8 protein-coding genes are annotated in these 17,238 nt (G+C 66.5%); all 8 read right to left on the bottom strand.

The window, feature by feature from the left end:
- Window positions 1–12: 12 nt before the first annotated feature.
- Window positions 13–1,740 (bottom strand): serine/threonine-protein kinase, encoded by a 1,728-nt coding sequence (locus J7I92_RS09140; RefSeq protein WP_214839654.1) that lies wholly within the window; start codon window positions 1,738–1,740, stop codon window positions 13–15.
- Window positions 1,737–3,512, bottom strand: coding sequence for an FHA domain-containing protein (locus J7I92_RS09145; protein WP_214839656.1), 1,776 nt, complete (start codon window positions 3,510–3,512; stop codon window positions 1,737–1,739). The genes J7I92_RS09140 and J7I92_RS09145 overlap by 4 nt, the downstream gene beginning before the upstream one ends.
- Complete coding sequence (locus J7I92_RS09150; RefSeq protein ID WP_214839658.1) at window positions 3,499–4,512, bottom strand: PP2C family serine/threonine-protein phosphatase; 1,014 nt, start codon at window positions 4,510–4,512, stop codon at window positions 3,499–3,501. The genes J7I92_RS09145 and J7I92_RS09150 overlap by 14 nt, the downstream gene beginning before the upstream one ends.
- The gene (locus J7I92_RS09155) at window positions 4,509–6,161 is read right to left on the bottom strand and encodes an RDD family protein (RefSeq protein ID WP_214839660.1); all 1,653 of its coding nucleotides are present in this window, start codon (window positions 6,159–6,161) and stop codon (window positions 4,509–4,511) included. The genes J7I92_RS09150 and J7I92_RS09155 overlap by 4 nt, the downstream gene beginning before the upstream one ends.
- Window positions 6,158–8,701: a transglutaminase domain-containing protein gene (locus J7I92_RS09160; protein ID WP_214839662.1), complete on the bottom strand. Its 2,544-nt coding sequence runs from the start codon at window positions 8,699–8,701 to the stop codon at window positions 6,158–6,160. The genes J7I92_RS09155 and J7I92_RS09160 overlap by 4 nt, the downstream gene beginning before the upstream one ends.
- Window positions 8,698–10,029 carry a DUF58 domain-containing protein gene (locus J7I92_RS09165; protein ID WP_214839664.1) on the bottom strand — a complete coding sequence of 444 codons (1,332 nt, stop codon included), beginning with the start codon at window positions 10,027–10,029 and terminating at the stop codon, window positions 8,698–8,700. The genes J7I92_RS09160 and J7I92_RS09165 overlap by 4 nt, the downstream gene beginning before the upstream one ends.
- Before the next feature lie 46 nt (window positions 10,030–10,075).
- Window positions 10,076–11,047: a MoxR family ATPase gene (locus J7I92_RS09170; RefSeq protein WP_214839666.1), complete on the bottom strand. Its 972-nt coding sequence runs from the start codon at window positions 11,045–11,047 to the stop codon at window positions 10,076–10,078.
- A gap of 79 nt (window positions 11,048–11,126) precedes the next feature.
- Window positions 11,127–17,237 (bottom strand): Ig-like domain-containing protein, encoded by a 6,111-nt coding sequence (locus J7I92_RS09175; protein WP_311380222.1) that lies wholly within the window; start codon window positions 17,235–17,237, stop codon window positions 11,127–11,129.
- Between the last annotated feature and the right edge of the window lies 1 nt (window position 17,238).

A 17,238-nucleotide genomic window follows, 5' to 3' on the forward strand; every position in this document is an offset into this window, starting at 1 on the left:
GGGCAATTCTCATCAGGATTTCTCGTTGAAGCAGCCGACGGAATCGTCGAGGTTCAGCGGCGACGACAAACCGTCGCTGCGGACGATCATCACCTGGACGCAGTAGACGTCGCCTGGCTGGAAGATCGGTTCCGCCTCCGGCTTGTCCGTGGCTTGGAACGTGCCGTTATCGAAGACGCGCCATTTGTAAGTGTCACCGGGTTTGGGCTGCGGGTTGGTCCACGTGAACCGGAACTTTCCGTCCGGTCCCTTGGTTCCCACGATGTCGCTGACGTCGGGCACTGTGCCGGCATCCAGGGCGTCGGCCGGTGCCTTGGAAACCTGCTCGCTCGGCTTCACGACCGGCTCCGGCCGGGACGCACCCAGTACCAGCCCCAGGATCACGGCGACGATCAGGACGGCACCGCCGGCCACGGCCAGCCAAAGATTGCGTTTGCTGTGGTCAACAGGAGCCGCGGCCGTTTCCTCCTGTACTGCCTGAGGCCTGTTGACCGTGGCGGCGATGTCCGCGTCCGGGGCCCCGCGCTGCGGCTCCGCCGCAACGCTCCCCCGCAGCATGGTGCCCTGCGACCAGTCATCGTACTGCCGGTCAGGGAACTGCCGTTCAGGCGCAGGGGCGACCGGCCCGGGAACCGGCCCCGACGGCGGCGCGGCGGGCATCGCCGTCGTAAATCCGGTCGGCGCAGGTCCGGACTGGGTAGAACCCGAGTGGGTAAACCCGGACTGGATAAAACCGGCTGGTGCCGAGGGTCGTGTCCTGGCCGGGAAGGTCGGGCCGTGCCCGGTCTGATCGGGATCCACGGAGGCGATGCTCCGGACCCGGGTCTCCTCGAAGCCGTCGTCCGGGTGGCTGTCTTCGGTGTGGGTGTCCTCGAGGACTTCGAACGGGGTGACGGACAGATTCAGTTCAGCCTGGATCCGCTGCAGTGCCAGCGCGAAGGCATGGGCTGAGGAGTACCGTGAGGCGGCCGACTTGGCCATCGCCGTCGAGAGCGCCAGTTCCAGCGATTCGGGGACGTCGGCGCGCCCCAACCGGGGAACCGGCGAGCTGGTAATCCGGGCAATCAGTTCGCGCTGGGAATTGTCCGACCCGGGCAGGACGAACGGCGACCGCCCGGCCAGGAGGGTGTACAACGTGGCGCCGAGGGCCCAGACATCCACCATCACGCCATCCACCGGGCCATCCCGGAACTGCTCCGGCGGGGACCAGGGAATGGACATCCCGGCGTCCTCGTCGGTGTCGCTGCCAAGGGTTCCGGAGATGCCAAAGTCAGTCAGTGCCGGACGGTTGTAGTCAGTCACCAGGATGTTGGCCGGTTTGATGTCCCGGTGGGCAATGCCGGCGCGGTGGGCGGTCTCGACGGCGGACGCCACCTGGATCCCTACGGCCAGCACTTCGTCCACGCTGAAACGCTGCCGGCGGTAGCGGACGTCCAGGCTGGGCCGCGAACAGTACTCCATGGCCAGGTAGGAATGGCCGTCCTCGGTCACTTCGGCTTCAAAGATGGTGACGATGTAGGGGTGGGAAGACAGCTGTGCCATCAGGTTCGCTTCGGATTCGAAGCGGCGCCGGGCCCCTTCGGTCTTCAGGTCGGAGAGGAGCACTTTGACGGCCACCTTGCGCCGCGGCCTGTCCTGTTCGTACAGATAGACGTCGGAGAACCCGCCCGATCCGAGCAGGCTGACATAGGTGAACCCGGGTATAACCGGCGGCGGTGCTACAGGCCGCTTGGAACTCATAGAATCTCCTCGAACCGCAACGACACGTCGTCGCCGAGTTCAGCGATATCACCGTCAAGAAGGATGGCCATCTCGTTCTGGGCCAGGCGCCGGGGCGGCTGTCCCTCCCGGACCAGGACAGTCCCGTTGGTGGCCTTGAGGTCACAGAGCATCACGTGCCAGCCTTCAAGGCGGACCTCGACATGGGACCGGGAAATGTCGCCGCTGGGGCTGGCGACCTGGACCAGCCTGGGCATGCCGCCGCCCTGGACCCTGGACACCGACGGCTGGCGGCCTATCACCAGTGACTGGTCCAGGTCGATCAGCTCCCCGGTGGACACGCGGACGCGTCCGAGCCGCGGCCGGCGCACCTGCACCGCATCGGACGCCAGCGACAGGCCGCAGCCGGCGCACTGCGAATGGGTCGGCGGGTTCGCATGGCCCTGTGGGCAGACGCGGGCCAGGACCATAGGTCCGGTGGCCGGGTCGCGGTCGCCGGCCGGGGTTTGCACCTGCCGCCCGGCGCTGAGCCCGGCGAGGTCGCTTTTCATGATCGTCTCGCCGTCGTGGTCACCTTCGAGCACCGGAGGCGCCGATGACTGACTGCGCTGCCCGGAAACATCACCCGGCGCAGGAGGAACCGGCGCGGGAGGACCCGGCGCAGGAGGAACGAAGGACGCCGGAACGAACGACGGCGGCCCGGACGGACGGGCGGGCTTGTCGCCGCCGGTGTTCCAGGGGACGGAATCGATCAATCCGCCCTTGGAGGAGGGACCGGCCTGGGCCGGAACGAACGGCGTTGCCGGAACGCCGGAAGGTGCCGCTGCGGGCGGCTGATCCGGCTCGGCTGCGGCCGGTTGGTTGCCCTCTCCGGCGTCGTTAACCTCCGGCGCTTCCCGGGGCGCGGCCTGCTGTTCCTCTTCAGGCTCGTCCCGGACTGCGGCGTCCTCAATGCGTCGCATCACGGTCTTGTCCCACAGGTGGTCGTAACTACTTGTCAGCTCATTGGCGGGGACAAGCTCCTGCTCCGGCCCGGGAGCGTCCGGCGCGGGAACCGCATCCGGCTCCTCTGCAGCGTCATCCTCAGGAAATCCGGCGGTGCCGTCGGCTGTGTACTCGAGCTCGTCGTCGTGGACTTCCATGACGGTTTCAGCGGACACGCCAAATTCAGTCCGCACCTCACGGACAGGTTTGGTTGCAGGTTCGGTTGCCGGCTCTGGTGCTTGTTCGGTTACCGGAACAGCATCGGGTTCCCGCACGGGTTCCTGCACGGGTTCCTGCCCGGCAGCTTCCCGGAGTACCGCCGGCATCGGTTCCAGGACACCGGTTGCGCGTCCGACGGTAAGGCTCTGCAGCAGCACCACGCCCTCCCCCAGCGGCAACCCGGCCCCGGGCGGGAGTTCGGCTGTACCTGGGCCGCCGGGCGCGCCGGCGGGAACCGAAACCGTGTACCACTCCGGTTCGCTGAGCCTGCGTTCGGTCCACGTGGTGACGTCGCTGCCGTTCAGCTCCACGGGGCCTGCGGCAAGGTGGGCCGTCAGCTCAATGTCACCGCGCAGGAACACCCGCAGGGATTCCCTGAAGTCAACGATGCCGAACCACGGTATCTGCGCCAGCGAGCCGGAGGAGGCGCTGGTGACAGCGTGCAGGACTTCATGGACCTCCGGTTCGCCGCCGAGCAACTCCCACAGGGACCGCACCAGCGAGGGCGGCGTGGCAGGCGTCAGCAGCACGACGGTTCCTGACCGGACGACGCCGAACCAGGTTCCCGGCGTGTAGCTACTTGCGGCCATCGTGCCGGTCCTCGTCGTCGCTGGCAGCATCGGCGGTTCCGGCGGACTTCTCCGCGGAGACTGGCGCATCAGCAGGCTGCACCAGCCCCGGAGCCTCTGGAAGTTCCTCGGTGTCCACCTCGCTGCTGTCCACCACGTCGGTGCTGTCCACTACTTGGCTCCGGGGCAGGGTGTCCTCGTCTTCGACCTCCACGGCGGGACGGGGAGCGGTGTCCGTGCCGACGTCGTTAATGACATTCTTCGCATCCACGACGATCACCGTGACGTTGTCGCGTCCGCCGCTGCGCAATGCCGCCTGGATCAGGGCGTCGACGGCGTCCTGCGGGTGGCCGACGGTGCTGAGGATGCGGAACATGTGCTCATCCGTCAGCTCGGCGTTCAGCCCGTCGGAACACACCATGATCCGGTCGCCCTCCTCAATGGGTAGCAGCCAGTAGTCCGCCTCGGTCTCGTCGCCGGTGCCCAGTGCGCGGGTCACCACGTGCCTGCGGGGATGGACCGCTGCCTCATCCTTGGTGATCTCGCCGGCGTCAACCAGTTCCTGGACTTCCGAATGGTCCACGCTGACCTGGGTGAATTCACCTTGGCTGAGCCGGTACGTCCTGGAGTCGCCGATGTTCATGACCAGCCAGTACGGAACACCCATCTGCTCCACCACCACCACTCCGGAAAGGGTGGTTCCGGCCCGGGATGCAGTGGCGGTGCGGATCCGTTCATCGGCGCTGACCAGGTACTGCTGTACGACGGCGGCCGTCGCCGTCCGCTCGCCGGTGGCCAGCTGCGGCATGCCGGCAAGCGTCCGGACGCAGATTCCGCTGGCGATCTCGCCCGCTTCGTGGCCGCCCATGCCGTCCGCGACGGCGAAGACGGGGTCGGAGGCGATGAAGGAATCCTCGTTGAGTTCCCGGCGCAGGCCCCGGTCCGTTCCGTATCCGCAGCTCAGTTGGAGTCCGGGCTCCCGGCCGGTGTGGGAAGTGGAAGCTGGCGACTGGGAGTTCATGCCTGTCCTAGGTGGAAGGTTCGGTCACCGTAATGCACGGTGGACCCTGGGCGTACATAGGCTGGTTCCCCGGCCTGCAGGTCAGTCCGGATGCCGTCCGGAGTGGTGACGGCACTGCCGTTCGTTGAGTTGCGGTCGGTAACCCAGACACCGCCGTTGTCTTCGAGCAGGTGCAGGTGGGTCTTGGAGATGGACCGGCCGGGGTCGGCGACAGCCAGGAGCTGTGCGACGTTCTCGCCCGGAAGACTGCTCGGGTTCCGGCCGATGAGGACCGACCGGTCAAGCTGGAAATCACGGCCGTCGTCGAGCCTGATCCGGAGCACGGCCACCGGGGCGGGGACGGTCTCACCGCGCATCTGGGTCCGGTCGTAGTCGTCGTCGGGGTGGAGGGCCGGGGAGGCCGGGGCCGGGTCAGGAAGAGGCCGGGTCTGGACCGGACCGGGCTCGGGCCGGGGCTGAGGCGCGGCAGGCGCCGGCACAGCAGGGGCCGCCGCCGGTGCCGGGGTCGCAGACCATGGCTGGGGAACTGCCGGGGGCTGCCACTGGTTCGGGTAGAGCTGCGGCTGCGGAATGGCGACAGGCTGGTTGACGCCGGGCTGCGATGCCAATGATTGCTGGGGTGCCGTCGATTGCTGCGGTGCCGTGGATGGTGCGGGCACCGCCTGGCCCTGCCTGCCGGCTGCCCCCGCAATCGGTGAGGAAACTTGCTGCACAGGAGGTAGGTCCAGCGGCGCAAAGCTGTACGGGCCCCGGATTCCACCGGTGGTCACGGGGTTGCGGCCGGCATTGATATCGAACATCAGGGTCTTGGCCGCGGCGTCGTGCCAGCCCTTGAGTTTGCCGTTCCTGTCCCAGGAGTTGGACACAACCACCACGAACGACCACGCGATACCGAGCAGGACCAGGGGCCCGAGGATCCACAGGGCGAGTGCGAACCATTTGAAAACTACCAGAATGACCGCCGCCACCACGGCCAGGAGGATGCCGGCCCCGGTGATGAGACCGCGCAGGAAAAGTGCACCGGTGCCGGGCGCGTAGCCGTCCTGATCCGTGCTGCGGATACCCATGAGCCTGTTGCCAAGGGTGTTTCCGGAGCGGGCCTCGATTCCGAGCAGCACCAGCATGTACACCACGGTGATGCCGAGGGCGATGCTGCCCAGCAGCACAAGCGTCCCCGTGTCGTAGATGATGAAGCCGCCGCTCTGGGTCCGGGTGATGCTAAGGAAGCCGATGGTGAACATCACCACGAGCACCGCGGCCGGTCCCACCCAGTCGAGCACGGCGGCGCCGAGGCGCCGTCCGGCCGCCGCGGGAACCAGGTCCAGCTTGCCACCCATTCCGGTACCTCCCCCTTGTACTTGCGCGCCTTGCACCGGCACCCCCTGCACCGGGGTGCCAGGTACCGTCCCCTGCACGGGGGCCCCGTGTCCGGGGACACCCGGCACGGCGGCCTGCGCTACGGGGATCCTACCGGGAATCGGGCCGCCGTATTGTCCGGCCCGCTCCATCGACTCCCGTTGCGAGTGGTCGATGTTCCGGACATTGTGGGCCGCCCTGTTGCTTAGCGGCGCACCGCAGGCCGGGCAAAACGTTGCTCCTGGACGGATCAGCTGCTGGCAGCGCTGGCAGCGCTCGGCGTCGTGCGTCATGGTTCGTTGCGGTTCTCTCTCAAAGTGCGCCTGAGCACGGTTTGTTCGTTGTCCGGGCCGGATACGGCAGGATCTGCCGGTGCCGGGTCCGGGCCGCTATCCACCCTACCTGCGGGCTCCGCAGTTGCCGTGTTGACAAGCTTGAGTCCCCTGAGCGTGAGTGCGGTCCTGCCGTCAGAGAGGAGTGAACGCGGCGAGAACCGGGCGGCCTGCCGTTTCCAGAAACCGACAGTGGCGGTCATTTCCTTCAGCGACCCGTCCACAATGGTCCAATACTCCCGGACCTCCGCTTCGCTGGGCTGGCCGGCGCCGAAGATGGAGGCATCGGCGCGGTGCGCCAGCAGGGTGGTGGTGCCGGCGGTCCCGGGGAATGCCTCACCGAGGACGACGGCGGACTCCCGGCGTGTGGCCCGGGTGTCCACGGCGGCGCCCATGTCCGTGGCGAGGCTGACCACTTCGTTCCAGCCGCCGCCGACACGCTGGGCCGGGTGGCCGGCGGAGAACCGCGCTTGCCGGCGTCGGCTCTTGAGCAGGGCGATGAGCAGCAGCGGCAGTGCCAGGATTCCGACGGGGATCAGGGCAATTCCGATCGCGGTGAGAATGGGTCCCCAGAACAGCCACGGGTTGTTCTTCTTCTGGTCCGCATCCAAGGCATCCGGGGAAGAATCCGGCGGCAGGTCGGCCGGCTCCTGCGGCGGGGGCGGTGGCTGCAGGACCTGAGGCTTGGGCTTGGACTTGTTTTCGGGGTCCGGCGGAATCGGGACGTTGTCCTTGGGCGGAGTGGGGTCGAAGGACACCCAGCCGACGCGGTCGAAGGCCACCTCCACCCAGGCGTGGACGTCCTTGCCCGTGATCTTGACTTCGCCGGCACCGTTTTCCGGGCTCTTGGGATCCGGGTAGAAGCCCATCACCACCCGGGACGGGATTCCCAGGTGCCGGAGCATCAGCGACATCGCCACCGCGTACTGTTCGTCGTCGCCGAGCATCTGCTTGGCCGTCAGGAGGCTCCGGATGCGTGCGGAGCCGTGCCCTGACACGCTGGGCAGCTGTCCTTCGTCGATGAGGCCGTTGCTGAAGGCCCCCTTCTTCTGGAAATGTGCCTCGATCTGCCGGACCCGGTCGATGGCCGTCGGAGCGTCGGCGGACAGGTCGTTTGCCTGCGATCCGACCACGGGCGGCACCTCGGTGGCGTCCGGAAGCGCCATCTTGGCGAAGTCGTACTGGGTCAGCTGCCCGTGTTCGAGCTTGGCGGGATCGGAGACCTGCACACTGTATGCGTCGCCTTTGCCGAGACCCTTGGTGGTGACTGCGGTGTCGGTGCCGGAGTTGAAGTAGAGCCCGGATGCAGCTCCCGAAGAGTCCCCGGTGAAGCTGATTCCGGTGGTACGGCGGCCACCGGGCAGGAAGTACCCCTGGTAGTCCTCGATGGTGATGTCGAGGGTGTATTCGGTACTCGGAACTATCCCGTCAGACTCGGCCAGCGTGTTGAGGGACTTGGCATCCCCCACCTTGCTGAAGTTGCCCGAACTGTCCGGGTCCATGTTGTAGTTGGTGCCGTTGAAGGCGTCCAGTGCGGCCAGGCGGACGCGTCCGTCGCGGGGAAGGCCCTTCACCACAAACAGGTTGTCGTCCTTCTTGTCCTTGACGAAGTTGCGGAAGCTCGCCAGCGGCGTGATGTAGTCCTTCGGATCGAAGGGCGGAACAATCGTGTTTCGCAGGACCGTCCTGTCATCGCTGGCGGTCACCAGCGGCGATGCCACCGCCGTGATTGCAACACAGGCAGCGATGACTCCTGCCGCTGATGCAAGCCGGCGGACCTTGGCGCGCCGGGCGGTGGCGGCGCCGGCATCGGGGCGGTTGACGGAGATTTTGCGGGTGTCGATGCGCTGGTGCGCGTCCCTTCGGAAGGTGGCCCAGGCCACCCCCACCACTGTCAGGGAGATCCCGCGCTCCACGTTGAGGAATCCTGCGTTGGTGCTGAAGGCGATGCCGGTGACGAAGAGCACCAGGACAGGCAGGAGCGGCCAGTAGGGGCTTTTCAGCCGCCACGTCATCAGCCCTGCAGCCAGGGCGGTAATGAGGGCGCTCAGGAACGGGACAATGAGCATCCCGCCTGCGGTTCCCACGGGCACGCCGACGGTCAGCATGTCCTTCCAGGCGAAGACCACACCCAGCAGGAGGGTACGCAGGGACTCGGGCGTGGGTACAAACCCGGCAATGGCGGCGTCCGGTACGGCGAACAGGGTGCCCAGGACCAGGTAGCAGCCCAGCGTCGCGGCGGCGGTGATGAGCGCACCGAGCCGAAGGTGGGCGTTGGCCGCGGCAATGCCGAGGCCGAGCAGGATGCCGCCGAAGCCGGCGATCAGATAATGGGGGTCACCGCCGAAGCTGCGGCTGAACCCGAGGACGCCCAGCCCCAGCAGCACCACCAGGGCACCGGCGTCGAGCGCGAATTGCCAAGCGGGCTGGCCGTCCCCGAAGGCGGACGGATGCGAAGACGCGGGCTGCCGGCGCGGGCGGAAAGCTTGCGCGGAGCTCATGCAGCGGCCTTTCTGAGGACGACGGCGAGATCGGACAGGTCACTCAGGGTCAGGACTGTCAGGTCCGCGATGTTGGCGCGCGCGGGTGCCGCCCCGGTCTGGAGGCGGACGGCAAGGCTGCGGACGCCCGGAGCCACGGAAGCTGCAGCCGAGCGAAGCTGGGCGGGGGTGACCCGGCTGCCCACAACGAAGAAGACCACCGAAGCGTTCGGGACGGTGTCGGCCAGCGTCCGGGCAAGGTCGACGGCGGTCTTCCGCAACGGTGCACCCACAATCCGGGTCATGTCATCAAGCATGTTCCGGCCTGTCTCGCACCGGAGGGGACCGTTCTGGGTGAGGACGTCGAGTTCACGCTGCTCGCGGATGGCCTGGCGCCCGATGGAGGCGGCGGCGGAGATAGCCATTTCGAATTCCTGCTCCGAGCCGTACTCGTCCGTGTTGATGGACAGCGAGATGGCCAGATGGGCGCGGCGGGTCTCTTCGAACTGCCGCACCATGAGCTTGTTGGTCCGCGCGGTGGTCTTCCAGTGGATGTGGCGGCGGTCGTCGCCGGGCACATAGTCGCGCAGGGCGTGGAACGAAACGTCGGCGCTGGACAGCTCGGTGGTGGGCATGCCTTCCAGGTCACGGATGAAGCCTGCGGCGGACCCGGCCAAGGCAACGGTCCGCGGGTGCACGTAGAGGTCCTCCGGCTCAGTCCACAGCACCTGCCGGCGCAGCAGGTGCAAGGGATCGGCGCGGACGGACCGCACGGGACCCACCACGATGACGGCGCGGCGTGCGGTGGGGATGGTGAAGAGGTCCTCGTGGACCTGCTGCGGTTTCATCCGCGGCAGGTGGAAGACGGCAGTTGCTGCTCCGACGGGAAGCTCAAGGGCGGCGGGCAGGAGGGGACGCGTGGAAGTGTTGGACACCGCGATGCTTCCGACCGCACTGTCCCCCACGGCAACCCTGGTCCTGGCGAGGTCCAGCATCACACCATAGGAGGAGCGGCCGAGGATGAATCCGATCGCGAGGACGAACAGGACGAAGGCAGCCACCGCGGCTGCCTTCGCTTCCTGCCAGCCGTACGGGGCACCCACGCTCCACAGCAGGATGGACGCAGCCAGGACGGACCAACCCAGGACGCTGACCACCGACAGCACCGGCCACGCGTACTTCAGCCAGAGCCCGCGGACTGCGGACCCTGCGGGTGCCAAGGCAAGTCCGGCCGTGCTCACGGCTTCGGACCACAGGGCGGCAGGGTGCAGCACCGAGCCCTTTCCGCCACCTGAAAACGGCCTTTTCAGGCGTTCAGCAAGCCGGGTCAACGGAGTGCTGCTGGACATATCTGTGCCTTTGTTCGTGCGGTGGATTTCCGGAATGGGGCGCCGCTTAGACGCCGGCGCGCTGCTGCGGAGCAGCAACTTCGCTCAGGACCCGGGACAGTACGGCCTCGGCGGTGGCACCGGAGAATTCCGCTTCCGGATCCATCACCAGGCGGTGGGTCCAGACCACGCTGGCCAGGTCCTTCACATCATCCGGCAGGACAAAGTTGCGGCCCTGGCCGGCGGCCCAAACCTTCGCGGCCCGAACCATGGCCAGGGCGCCGCGGACGGAGACGCCAAGCCTGGTCTCGGGGGCGTTGCGGGTTTCCTCGCACAGGCGCGAAATGTATTCGAGTACGGCAGTATCCACGTGCGTGGTGGCGGCGAGGTCGGCCATGTCCGCCACGGCCTGGGTGGTGATGACCGCTGAGAGTTCCTTGGAGCGGTCCTTGAGGTTGGTGCCGCCCAGCAGCTGGACCGTGGACGCATGGTCCGGGTAGCCGATGGAGGTCTTGATCAGGAACCGGTCCAGCTGTGCTTCCGGCAGGCGGTAGGTGCCCGCCTGTTCGATCGGGTTCTGGGTGGCCATCACCATGAACGGACGGCCGGCCTCGTACGTGGTGCCGTCCACGGTGACCCGTGATTCCTCCATGACTTCCAGGAGCGCGGACTGCGTCTTGGGCGAGGCCCGGTTGATCTCATCCGCCAGCACGATGTTGTTGAAGATGGGTCCCTTGTGGAACTCGAATTTCTGGGTCTTCTGGTCGTAGATGGTCACGCCGGTGACGTCCGAGGGCAGGAGGTCCGGGGTGAACTGGATGCGGTTATTGGACCCCCGCACCGTCGACGCCATGGCGCGGGCGAGGGAGGTTTTTCCCGTGCCGGGTGCATCCTCGAAGAGCACGTGCCCCTCGGCGAGCATGGCGGTGAAGGCCAGGCGGATGACATGGGACTTGCCCAGCACCGCCTGGCCTACGTTGGCGACGAGCTTCTCGAACGTCCCTGCAAACCAGGCGGCCTGCTCAGTTGTCATGGTCATAATTGGTCCTTTTCACGTGGCGTGCCGGGCGATCCCGTTGAAGGGCGCGCTTCGTCCGGCGATTAGTCTAATTGGGATTTCAGTAGCTGGATGGGCACGAGCCCATGCCGGCAGTCGATCCAGTGATGGTGTCGGCCCGGATGAACCGGTACCGGTTGGTCCAACGGCTGCCGTCCTTTTCGTAGATGTAGAACCAGCGGTTTGATCCCCAGCCGTCCCGGTAGCATTCGAGGCCGAGGTTGGAGCCCTGCGGCATCATGTAGGACGAGCAGTTTCCGCCGGCCCAATGGTCTCCGCTGCCTTTCGCCTCCTCGAGGCAGCTGTTGACCCTGACGGTGACGTTCCACAGCCGCGGTCCGGGAGGTGGCGGTTCTGCCCCGCTCCGGGATGTGTCGCTGCCGATGCGTCCCGGCTGGTTGGCGCTGATGGCGCGGACTTCAAGTCGATGGGTCTCACTGAAGCCCACGCTCTTCGAGAAGGACCGCGCGTCGGTGTTGGTCCAAGGCCCGTTGTCAAGGCTGTATTGGTAGCCCGAAGCGGGACGTCCGTTTCCGCTTGGCTGGGTCCAGGTCCAGGAAACAGTCTTGTCGCCGACACCGCTGCTGTTACTGCCCGTCACGGTCGGGGCGAAAGCGATTCCGTACGGGTTCACGACGTTGGAGGCCGGGCTGGCATCGCCGGCGGTTGAACTGCGGGAGGAGACGGCCCAGACCACAACGGCTGTGTCGCTGCCATTGGGTGCGGGAACAACCCCTCCGCCGGCAGGAATGTTTCCGCTGCCGCTGCCCGAAGTCAGCCGGTACTTGTAGGTAATCTCGCCCGCTGTCGATCCGTTGCGCTGGGCAGCGGTCAGCACAGGAAACCTCACATCGATCTTCCCGCCGTCGCCGTTGGTATCGACGAGGCTGGCGGACGGCGTCCCCACCATGTCCGGCTTGCCAGCGGCCCGCACTGCCGCAGACTGCGCACTCGTTCCGGATGTGCCGGCCTTGTTGGTCGCAGACACGGTGAAGGTGTAATCCGACTCGGAGTTGTCCACCGTGACGTTTTGGGAGGTGCCGGACACCTGCTGGGTGGCCACGGCGGCCCCGCCGCGCAGCGTCGTCAGCGTGTACGCGGAGATGGCGTCTCCGTTGTTGTTCGGCGCCGCCCAATTGACCTTGAGCTGGCTCTGCGTTCCCACCGAGCCTGCCTGCGAAGCCGTTGGTGCGGCCGGGGTCACCGGAACACCGGCAGGAGTTTCGGCTGCAGAGTATGTGCTCCACTCGGACGGTTCCTTGGCGTCGTTCCGGGCCAGGACACGGATTTTGTAGGCAACGCCGTTCTGGAGCCCCTTCCAGACGTAGCTCAGCGAGGTCAGGTTCTGGATCTGGGCGTTCTGCCCGGCGGGGGCCGGGGATATCTCCAGGTCATAGGACTTCACCGCGGAGCCCTTGCTGGCCGGTGCCGCCCACGTGACGGTCAGCTGCTTGTCGCCGAACTTGAGCGCCGGGGCTGCCGGGGTGTCCGGTTTGACGTCGGGACGGACCTCAGCAGAGGCGGGTGATTTATCCGATTCCCCAAACTCGTTGGTGGCGGTCACCTGGAAGTGGTACTTCGTGTTGTTGACCAGATTGTTCAAGGTGCAGGAGTTGGCCGGGCAGTCTTGCTTGTAACCGCCCTCGCCGTAGACCGTGTACGTGGTGATGGGCGATCCCCGGTCAGCCGGCGCAGTCCAATTCAGCAGGGCAGTCCGGTCACCGACGCTCTGAGCCTGCGGCGTGGCCGGAGCGGCCGGTTCATCCTTAACCGTGAGACGGATACGTGCCGTGGCATTCCGCGAGGCTTCACCCGTCTTGTCCTCTACGGTGTACGAAACAACCATGGTGCCGGTGAAGCCTTCGGCCGGGGTCACGTTCACGGTCTCGCCGGCTACTTCCGCATTTCCGAGTCCGGTTTCCACGCCGGCCGAGATAATTTTCAGCGGCGTTTCCGGGAAGGGGTTGGAGTCGTTGGCGAGCACGTTGAGGGGCACCGTCTTGCCCGCGGCGGCGTTGTCCTCCACATCGTCGCTGGCTACCGGCTTGGGCCGGTTGGACGCGGTAACGGCCAACTGGAAGGTCGCGGTGGCTTCGAGTCCCCGCGGGTCCTTCGCTTTGACCTGCACGGCTCCCGAGGTGCCGGTGGCCGTTGCGCCGTCCACCGAGGTTTTCAAAGTCCTGCCGTCAATGCGGGCGCTGAAACCGGCAGGGCTGTCGCCCACCAGTTCATACTTCATGTTGTCGACGTCGTCCCGGTCGGGGTCCGACGTCAGCCGGCCCAGATCTGTGTCGGCCGACTCGCCTTTAGGAACCTCAACGGAGCTCCCCAGGATGGTGGGCGGGTTGTTCCGGTTGGGGTCCGGCAGCACCTTGGTCCGGATGCTGAGGGTTGATTTCAGCCCCTGGGCGTCATCCGGGCCGGAGCCGTCGGTGACTTCGAAGCTGATGGAGCCCGGTCCCACGTAGTCCTGGCCTGCGGTGTATTTGATGGCGGTGCCGTTTCCGGCCACGGGGTCGCCGCCGTCGGAACCTATCAGTTTGATCCGGTCGGTCTGGGTGAGGCGGGGTGAACGCCCGTCACGGACTTTCACCCATTCCTTCAGGTCAACCGTCAACGACTGTCCGGCCGTGACTTCCAGCACTTCGTCCCTGGCAAGCGTCGGAACCTGCTGGCCGAGGCCGGGCACCCAGATGATGGCCGTCGATTTCTGGCCGTCCACGTCCTCCACGCTGTACGGGATGAGCTGGGGCTGCTCCGTCAGCTCCACGATCATGTTCCCGTCCGTCCCCGGGCGGGCGGTGGCGGTGTCCGTGGCGATCTTGAGGTTCTCCCCTACGCCGTCGGGGTCCTCGTCGTTCTTGAGGACGGGAACGTCGACGGCGGTCTTGCCCAGCGTCTGGGCCGACGTCACGCGGTCGTCCCGGGCAATGGGGGCCCGGAGCGGAACGTCTGCCTTGACGTTGACCCGGATGGCGGCCTGCGTTGTGGCGCCACGGTCATCGGCGACTGTGTAGCGGACGTTCACCGTACCTTCCCGCACTGGTGCCTGCAGGATGAGGCGGCCGCTTGCCTTGCTCACCGTTGCCTGGAGCTCTGCCGGTGCCTCGATGCCGTCACTGGGAACGCCGATGGGGTCGCCGTCGGGGTCGGTGTCATTGCCGGTGGCATCCACCGCGATCTGGCGTCCCGGGCGGACCTGCACGTCATCGTCAACCGGGGTGGGTTTCTGGTTTGCGTCGCCACGGGGCGCGATGCCCACGGTGACTGTGCCGGTATTGACGGCGCCCTGCCGGTCCACCACCTGGTACCGGAAGGTGTCCGTGCCGGCGCCGTCGCCGGCGGCAGTGAAGTCGATGAAGTTGCTGCCGACAACGGCGGTGCCCATGCCGGGGGTACTGTCGATTCCGGTCAACTGGACCGAGTCGCCGTCGGGATCGATGCCTTCGAGTTCAACCGGAATCCGCACTGTTCCCGCTGCCACTACCCTGGCCGTCAGGTTTTTCGGCTGGGGCCGGGAATTTTCGGCGCCTTCCAACGGAAGGATATGGATGGTGACGGCAGCGGCGCTCTTCTGGCCCTGCGGGTCCACCGCGTTGTAGATGGCACGGACCGTCTTGGGCTGCGGGCCGGCAATGAAGCGGAGGGTGTCCTCCGAGACGAAGCTCTTGCCGTCGGCATCTGCGACTGCCTGCGGCAGCACCGGATCCAGGCTCAGCTTTTCGCCCTGCGGGTGGGTGTCGTTGGCCAGGACGGGAATGGTCACCACGTCGTTTACCCGGACGTTGACTTCGTCCGGTTTGGGCTGGGGCGCTTCGACGACGGCGGGGGCCGGCACCGGCACCACGGAGACACTGCCAGTGGCGGATTTCCTGCCGTTGGACATCGTGTATTCGAACGTAAAGGGCTCCTTAGTGCCAAAGACGTCGGTGATCCGCAGGACACTGTGGTCGATCACGCTGACGGATGCCGTAGCGTTTTCCGGAAGTTTCACCGACTGCAGGACGAGCACTCCCCCGGAGGGATCGGAGTCGTTTGCCAGCGGGTCCAGGAGGACGCTTCCGCCGGTCGGCATGAGGGCAACGTCGTGGACCGCCACCGGGTCCCCCGTGTCTTTGCCGGATTCCACATCCACCCGGATGAGCCCCTGGCTGCTTTGCGGGCCGTTGCTTGCGATGTAGGTGAGGTAGACGGGGCCGGCGGTCTCGCTGCGGAAGGTGAAGGTCCCGCCGTCGGTGACGGGGCCGAGCTCGGCCGGACCGGAGGCTTCCACCTGGGCGAGCCGCAGGGCGCCGCCGTTGGGGTCCACGTCGTTCTTCAACGGGGCGATCACCAGGTCCTGGCCGACGACGGCAGTGACGTGGTCGGCGTTCACCACCGGCGCCAGGGCGCCCGGCGGTTGGACGTTCACCACCACCTGGCCAGTAGTGGTGTCGCGGCCGTCCCACACCGAGACGGTCACGGTTTTCTTGCCCGGCGCGGCGCCGGAATCCTGGTACGTGAGCAACCCGTCGCGGCGGACCTTGACCTGGTCCTGCTCGTTGTCGGCCTTGGCATCCATGAGCACCAGGTCGTCGCCGTCGGGGTCGGTCCAGTCCGTGAGGATGTTCTGGCTGACGGTTTTGCCCTGCTCCACCAGCATGGCGGTGGGGTCGCCGCGCTTGAAGACCGGCGGTTTGTTTTCGTCCGGACCAACAACGTTCAGGGAGATCTGCCCGCCGGCGGAGAGCCCGCGGCCGTCGGCGGCGTTGTAGCCGAACGTTTCGGAACCCGGCTTGGCGTCGGCCGGCACGGTGATCTGGAAGGCAGTGCCGCCGTAAATGTTCTGCAGCGTGCCCGCGGCAGGCCCGGAACCGCCGACGGACGCCGTGAGGACATCGCCGTCGGGATCGGAGTCGTTATCCAGGATGCTCAGGACAGTGGTGCGCCCGGGCCGGACGCCGACGGCGTCGGGCTTGGTTTCCGGCGGCCGGTTGGGCTTGGTGCGGTCCGGCAGGATGTTGATCGTGTTGTTGTCCGCCGACTCCTGGTCCTGGTCGTTGGACTGGTTCTTGGGCGGGATGACGTCGTCCCAGTTGTTGACCAGCTGCATGTTCTGGTTCACCAGCCACACATTGCCCGAGTTCACATCATTGAGCACCACCAGGTCCCGGTTCACCCGGAACACATACGACGGCGACGCACTGGCCTTGGGCACCTCGACGTTCTTGTCATCAGCATCATTCACACAGTCCCGGACATACTTGTTCGCCCCGGCCCACGCCGCATGCACACACCCGCCCAGCTGCACCGGCTCCGCCGGCACACCCTCCCCGCCAAAAGTCACCGTCTTCGCCGTTGACCCGTCCAACGGCTGCTTCAACAACGCCTTCCGCGTCGCCACCGCGACGGCCTCACTCGCCGCACCGGACTGCTGCAGCCTCGCATCCTGCGCATCAGCCAACGCCAGCTCACGCCCGCCCGGCAGGAACAACTTCCCCCGCCCCGCATCCAACACCACCGGCTTATCCCCCACCACAGCAAGCTGCAGATCCCCGGCACCCCTCAACCCGTCCCACGTCCCGGACTCCGACGCCGTCACTTCACCGTTCGCATCAACCGACGTCACCGTCACCTGACCCGACTTCGGGTCCGCACTGTAAATCCGGTTGTCCGTACCCACCGCGGAAACCAGCCCCTCCGAGCCGACCAGGGCAGGCTCGCTGGCCTCCTCATCAAACCCGTTCACCGTCGACGGCGACAACGCCCACACCTTGCCCTTGGCCGCATCCGTGACGGAAATAACCTCCGAACCAAAGCTCACCTCCGCCGCACCCGGCAACTGCTTGTCCCCGCCCAGCTGCATGCTCGCAGGCGAAACCTGGTTCAACGTCGAACCCGTCTCGTCATCAACAAACACGTTCCCGGAATTCTGCAGGATATCGAAGGTCGTGCTGGCAGGAGTCACCGCACCATCAAGCACCCGCGACGGATAATTCAGCCGGCCCACCGCGTTCCTGGACTTACTGACCACCCACACACCACCGTCGTTCAACTCCACCTCAGTGGTCTTGAACCCCGGATAAATCACCGCACCAGCCACCAACGCAGCACCAGCCACCGCAAAAACAGTGCCCGAGACCAACTTCCTGCGGCGCTCCCTGAGACCCAGCTTGCCGAACAGAGTTGTCACC

Origin of the sequence: Arthrobacter sp. ISL-72, assembly GCF_018613755.1 — a bacterium.
Classification (GTDB): Bacteria; Actinomycetota; Actinomycetes; order Actinomycetales; family Micrococcaceae; genus Arthrobacter.

Bases quoted from the DNA above. Each gene is read 5' to 3' on its own strand.
- J7I92_RS09140 (WP_214839654.1), bottom strand. From the start codon at position 1,740: ATGAGTTCCAAGCGGCCTGTAGCACCGCCGCCGGTTATACCCGGGTTC.
- J7I92_RS09145 (WP_214839656.1), bottom strand. From the start codon at position 3,512: ATGGCCGCAAGTAGCTACACGCCGGGAACCTGGTTCGGCGTCGTCCGG.
- J7I92_RS09150 (WP_214839658.1), bottom strand. From the start codon at position 4,512: ATGAACTCCCAGTCGCCAGCTTCCACTTCCCACACCGGCCGGGAGCCC.
- J7I92_RS09155 (WP_214839660.1), bottom strand. From the start codon at position 6,161: ATGACGCACGACGCCGAGCGCTGCCAGCGCTGCCAGCAGCTGATCCGT.
- J7I92_RS09160 (WP_214839662.1), bottom strand. From the start codon at position 8,701: ATGAGCTCCGCGCAAGCTTTCCGCCCGCGCCGGCAGCCCGCGTCTTCG.
- J7I92_RS09165 (WP_214839664.1), bottom strand. From the start codon at position 10,029: ATGTCCAGCAGCACTCCGTTGACCCGGCTTGCTGAACGCCTGAAAAGG.
- J7I92_RS09170 (WP_214839666.1), bottom strand. From the start codon at position 11,047: ATGACCATGACAACTGAGCAGGCCGCCTGGTTTGCAGGGACGTTCGAG.